This window comes from Corynebacterium lipophilum (assembly GCF_024102595.1).
Lineage (GTDB): Bacteria > Actinomycetota > Actinomycetes > Mycobacteriales > Mycobacteriaceae > Corynebacterium > Corynebacterium pseudogenitalium.
The window spans coordinates 1-5,725 of the sequence record NZ_JAEUWV010000034.1; the positions used below are offsets into that span (position 1 = coordinate 1).

Below are 5,725 nucleotides of genomic sequence, written 5' to 3' on the forward strand. Positions count from 1 at the left end.
TAATGGAACCCACCACACACAAGAAAATGAAGTTATAGGCCGGCGGTAACCTACTCTCCCACACCCTCCCAGGTGCAGTACCATCAGCGCGGGCGGGCTTAGCTAACCGGGTTCGGAAAGGGACCGGGCGTTTCCCCGCCGCCATCAACCACCGACACGACCAAAAAATCGTGCCAACACAATACTGTTGATAACAACGACAATATTCAAATAATCAGCACAGGCATGTCATGCCAGACACTGCACAGTGGACGCAAACACTCTTTTTCTTCTCGCGGAAGAACACTCATTAATTTGACCATAACCAACACCAACATGTGTGTGTTTGTTTTAGTCTCGGCGTAAATTAGTACCAGTCACCTTACACACCTCACAGTGCTACCAGATCCGGCCTATCAACCCCATCATCTCTAGGGAACCTCAAACGAAACCTCATCTCAAAACAGGCTTCCCGCTTAGATGCTTTCAGCGGTTATCCCTCCCGTACGTAGCCAACCAGCCCTGCTCCTGGCGGAACAACTGGCACACCAGAGGTACGTCCGTCCCGGTCCTCTCGTACTAGGGACAGCCTTCTTCAAGTTTCAACGCGCGCGGCGGATAGAGACCGAACTGTCTCACGACGTTCTGAACCCAGCTCGCGTGCCGCTTTAATGGGCGAACAGCCCAACCCTTGGGACCTACTCCAGCCCCAGGATGCGACGAGCCGACATCGAGGTGCCAAACCATCCCGTCGATATGGACTCTTGGGGAAGATCAGCCTGTTATCCCCGGGGTACCTTTTATCCGTTGAGCGACACCACATCCACAAGTAGGTGCCGGATCACTAGTCCCGACTTTCGTCCCTGCTCGACTTGTAAGTCTCACAGTCAAGCTCCCTTGTGCACTTACACTCACCACCTGATTGCCAACCAGGCTGAGGGAACCTTTGGGCGCCTCCGTTACATTTTGGGAGGCAACCGCCCCAGTTAAACTACCCACCAGGCACTGTCCCCAACCCAGATCATGGGCCAAGGTTAGACATCCACTACGGTCAGAGTGGTATTTCAACAACGACTCCATAATCACTAGCGTGACCACTTCACAGTCTCCCACCTATCCTACACAAACCGCACCGAATACCAATACCAAGCTATAGTGAAGGTCCCGGGGTCTTTTCGTCCTGCCGCGCGAAACGAGCATCTTTACTCGTACTGCAATTTCACCGGGCCTGTGGTTGAGACAGCAGGGGAGTCGTTACGCCATTCGTGCAGGTCGGAACTTACCCGACAAGGAATTTCGCTACCTTAGGATGGTTATAGTTACCACCGCCGTTTACTGGGGCTTAAATTCTCCGCTTCGGACATGAGTCCTAACAGGTCCTCTTAACCTTCCAGCACCGGGCAGGCGTCAGTCCGTATACATCAACTTAACCGTCTTCGCACGGACCTGTGTTTTTGATAAACAGTCGCTCCCCTCTATTCTCTGCGACCCCCACCAGCAACACACCGAAAAAGGCATGCAACCAGCAAGGGCCCCCCTTCTCCCGAAGTTACGGGGGCAATTTGCCGAATTCCTTAACCACAGTTCACCCGACCGCTTTAGTATTCTCTACCTGACCACCTGTGTCGGTTTCGGGTACGGGCCATACACACACATCGCTAGAGGCTTTTCTCGACAGCAAAGGATCACCACCATCACCCAACAATTGGGCTACGCATCACGCCTCACACAAAATATCGACCGCATTTCACTAGTCGACGTGCCACACGCTTACACCAAGAATATCCAACACTTGGCGCGGCTACCTGACTGCGTCACCCCATCACTGAACTACCACGGATCAGGCCCCACGCATCACCAACAACCACACACCACAAGTGGTGCGCATGTTGCCGGTTCAGGGTGGTTAGTATCACCGCTTCACTCTTTGTCGCATGCATACGGGTACGGGAATATCAACCCGTTGACCATCGACTACGCCTGTCGGCCTCGCCTTAGGACCCGACTCACCCTGGGAAGACGAACTTGACCCAGGAACCCTTAGTCATCCAGCGGATACGATTCTCACGTATCTCTCGTTACTCATGCCTGCATTCTCACTCGCACACAGTCCACCACCCCTTACGGTATGGCTTCACCCCATGCACGACGCTCCCCTACCCATAGTAAAAACTATGCCGCGGCTTCGGCGGTGTACTTGAGCCCCACTACATTGTCGGCGCAGAACCACTCGACCAGTGAGCTATTACGCACTCTTTCAAGGATGGCTGCTTCTAAGCCAACCTCCTGGCTGTCTTCGCGATCCCACATCCTTTTCCACTTAGTACACCCTTAGGGGCCTTAACCGGCGATCTGGGCTGTTTCCCTCTCGACTATGAAGCTTATCCCCCACAGTCTCACTGCTATAGAACACTTAACCGGCATTCGGAGTTTGGCTGATGTTGCTAAGATGATAGTCCCGCTCAACCAACCAGTAGCTCTACCTCCGGCAAACTACTATAACGCTGCACCTAAATGCATTTCGGGGAGAACCAGCTATCACGGAGTTTGATTGGCCTTTCACCCCTACCCACAACTCATCCCCTCAGTTTTCAACCTAAGTGGGTTCGCGCCTCCACAACCTCTTACAGCTGCTTCACACTGGCCATGGGTAGATCACCCCGCTTCGGGTCCAGGACATGCCACTTACAACACCCAATTAGGATTCGCTTTCGCTACGACTACCCCACACGGGTTAACCTCGCGACATGCCGCTGACTCGCAGGCTCATTCTTCAAAAGGCACGCCATCACACACACGCGGTGCTCTGACGGATTGTAAGCGCACGGTTTCAGGAACTCTTTCACTCCCCTCCCGGGGTACTTTTCACCATTCCCTCACGGTACTTAATTCACTATCGGTCACACTTAGTATTTAGGCTTACCGGGTGGTCCCGGCAGATTCACAGCAGATTCCACGAGCCCACTGCTACTCGGGCAAACAATCACCACAACACGACACGCCTTCACGTACAGGGGCTCTCACCCTCTCCGGCACACCATCCCAGGTGACTTCCGCTAACACGCCGCATCATAGGGGTACATGGCAGCATACCCACAATCATCGCCCACAACACCACACGCGCAACCCCTGCCAGGTATCACACACGCATGGTTTAGCCTCATCCACGTTCGCTCGCCACTACTAGCAGAATCACAATTGTTTTCTTCTCCTACGGGTACTGAGATGTTTCACTTCCCCGCGTAACCCCCACACAGACTATACATTCATCTGCAGGTAACACTCCATAACAAGTGCCAGGTTTCCCCATTCGGACATCCTCGGATCAACGCTTTGTTGGCAACTCCCCGAGGCATAACGCAGCCTCACACGTCCTTCATCGGCTAAGCATGCCAAGGCATCCACCGTACGCCCTTGTAACAAAACAAAAACACACAACAAACAAACAACAAACAACCACCACACACAAACAGCATGACAATCACTTGTTGTTAGGCAAACTTACAATCAAAAAATTCTTCCACAAGAATAAAGATGCTCGCGTCCACTATACAGTTCTCACACAACACACCCCACACACCAACCACCAACCAAACAAGTCAATGATCAACACGCGGAATCAATCAAGACAACACAACTGCTGCCTCAGACACCCAACAGTGCACCAACACACACAACATTTACTTTTCTTGATTACACAACCAGTTACGCACCACCACAACCACAACCACCACACGAATGCATGACAGTCCGTGACTGGTGTGTCTCCACCCGGAAACAACAATTGGCAGCCACACCCACGGTGACTCAACCAACAAACAAGCCCACAACTGTGAGCCAACAAAAAATAAACTCCTTAGAAAGGAGGTGATCCAGCCGCACCTTCCGGTACGGCTACCTTGTTACGACTTCGTCCCAATCGCCGATCCCACCTTCGACAGCTCCCATGACAGGCCACTGGCTTCGGGTGTTACCAACTTTCATGACGTGACGGGCGGTGTGTACAAGGCCCGGGAACGTATTCACCGCAGCGTTGCTGATCTGCGATTACTAGCGACTCCGACTTCATGGGGTCGAGTTGCAGACCCCAATCCGAACTAAGGCCGGCTTTGTGCGATTAGCATCCCCTCACAAGGTAGCAAACGCGCTGTACCGACCATTGTAGCATGTGTGAAGCCCTGGACATAAGGGGCATGATGATTTGACGTCATCCCCACCTTCCTCCGAGTTAACCCCGGCAGTCTCTCATGAGTCCCCACCATTACGTGCTGGCAACATAAGACAAGGGTTGCGCTCGTTGCGGGACTTAACCCAACATCTCACGACACGAGCTGACGACAACCATGCACCACCTGTATAGCGACCACAAGGGAAACCACATCTCTGCGGCGATCCGCTACATGTCAAGCCCAGGTAAGGTTCTTCGCGTTGCATCGAATTAATCCACATGCTCCGCCGCTTGTGCGGGCCCCCGTCAATTCCTTTGAGTTTTAGCCTTGCGGCCGTACTCCCCAGGCGGGGCGCTTAATGCGTTAGCTACGGCACAAATCCCGTGGAAGGGACTCACACCTAGCGCCCACCGTTTACGGCATGGACTACCAGGGTATCTAATCCTGTTCGCTACCCATGCTTTCGCTCCTCAGCGTCAGTTACTGCCCAGAGACCTGCCTTCGCCATCGGTGTTCCTCCTGATATCTGCGCATTTCACCGCTACACCAGGAATTCCAGTCTCCCCTACAGCACTCAAGTTATGCCCGTATCGCCTGCAGTCCCACAGTTAAGCTGTGGACTTACACAAACGACGCGACAAACCACCTACGAGCTCTTTACGCCCAGTAATTCCGGACAACGCTCGCACCCTACGTATTACCGCGGCTGCTGGCACGTAGTTAGCCGGTGCTTCTTCTCCAGGTACCGTCACAAAAATGCTTCGTCCCTAGCGAAAGGAGTTTACAACCCGAAGGCCTTCATCCCCCACGCGGCGTCGCTGCATCAGGCTTGCGCCCATTGTGCAATATTCCCCACTGCTGCCTCCCGTAGGAGTCTGGGCCGTATCTCAGTCCCAATGTGGCCGTACACCCTCTCAGGCCGGCTACCCGTCGACGCCTTGGTAGGCCATTACCCCACCAACAAGCTGATAGGCCGCGAGCTCATCCCATACCGCAAAAGCTTTCCACAACAATATCCAAAAAGTTGTCCTATCCGGTATTAGACCCAGTTTCCCAAGCTTATCCCGAAGTACAGGGCAGATCACCCACGTGTTACTCACCCGTTCGCCACTCGAGTACCAGTGCAAGCACTGGCCTTTCCGTTCGACTTGCATGTGTTAAGCACGCCGCCAGCGTTCATCCTGAGCCAGGATCAAACTCTCCACAAAAACTATTTCAGAAAGAAACAAGGCCGTGAAAAGCCCAAAACCTAACCAAAAACAAACCAACCACCAACAACAACCAAAACAGTCATCGCCAGTGTCTGGCAAAATCCTAAAATTACAAAAAGTAAAGTACAAACAACCAGTCCCAACCCGACGGGGCAAAACAGGACCAGTCACAACCACATCAACCAATACAGTCAACATGACCATGCATCTGCACCACACCAGTGACACCCAATCATAGGTTCAAGCATCACCGCCGGCACACACCACAAACATGGCACACAGCACGCAACCAAAAGTCAATGCAATCAAAAAATAAAAAGTACATTGGCACACTATCGAGTTCTCAAACAACAACCGCACACCCAA

3 rRNA genes are annotated in these 5,725 nt (G+C 52.8%); all 3 read right to left on the minus strand.

From position 1 onward, the window contains the following. Positions 1-37 precede the first annotated feature (37 nt). The 3 genes from rrf to JMN37_RS11070 all read right to left on the minus strand — a co-directional run bounded on the left by rrf (position 38) and on the right by JMN37_RS11070 (position 5,356). Positions 38-156: ribosomal RNA gene (gene rrf / locus JMN37_RS11060) — 5S ribosomal RNA — on the minus strand. Positions 157-323: 167 nt separating this feature from the next. Continuing rightward, positions 324-3,407: ribosomal RNA gene (locus tag JMN37_RS11065) — 23S ribosomal RNA — on the minus strand. Between the two features lie 432 nt (positions 3,408-3,839). Further along, a 16S ribosomal RNA gene (locus tag JMN37_RS11070) occupies positions 3,840-5,356 on the minus strand. Together the 16S, 23S and 5S rRNA genes form the textbook arrangement of a ribosomal RNA operon. Positions 5,357-5,725 lie beyond the last annotated feature (369 nt).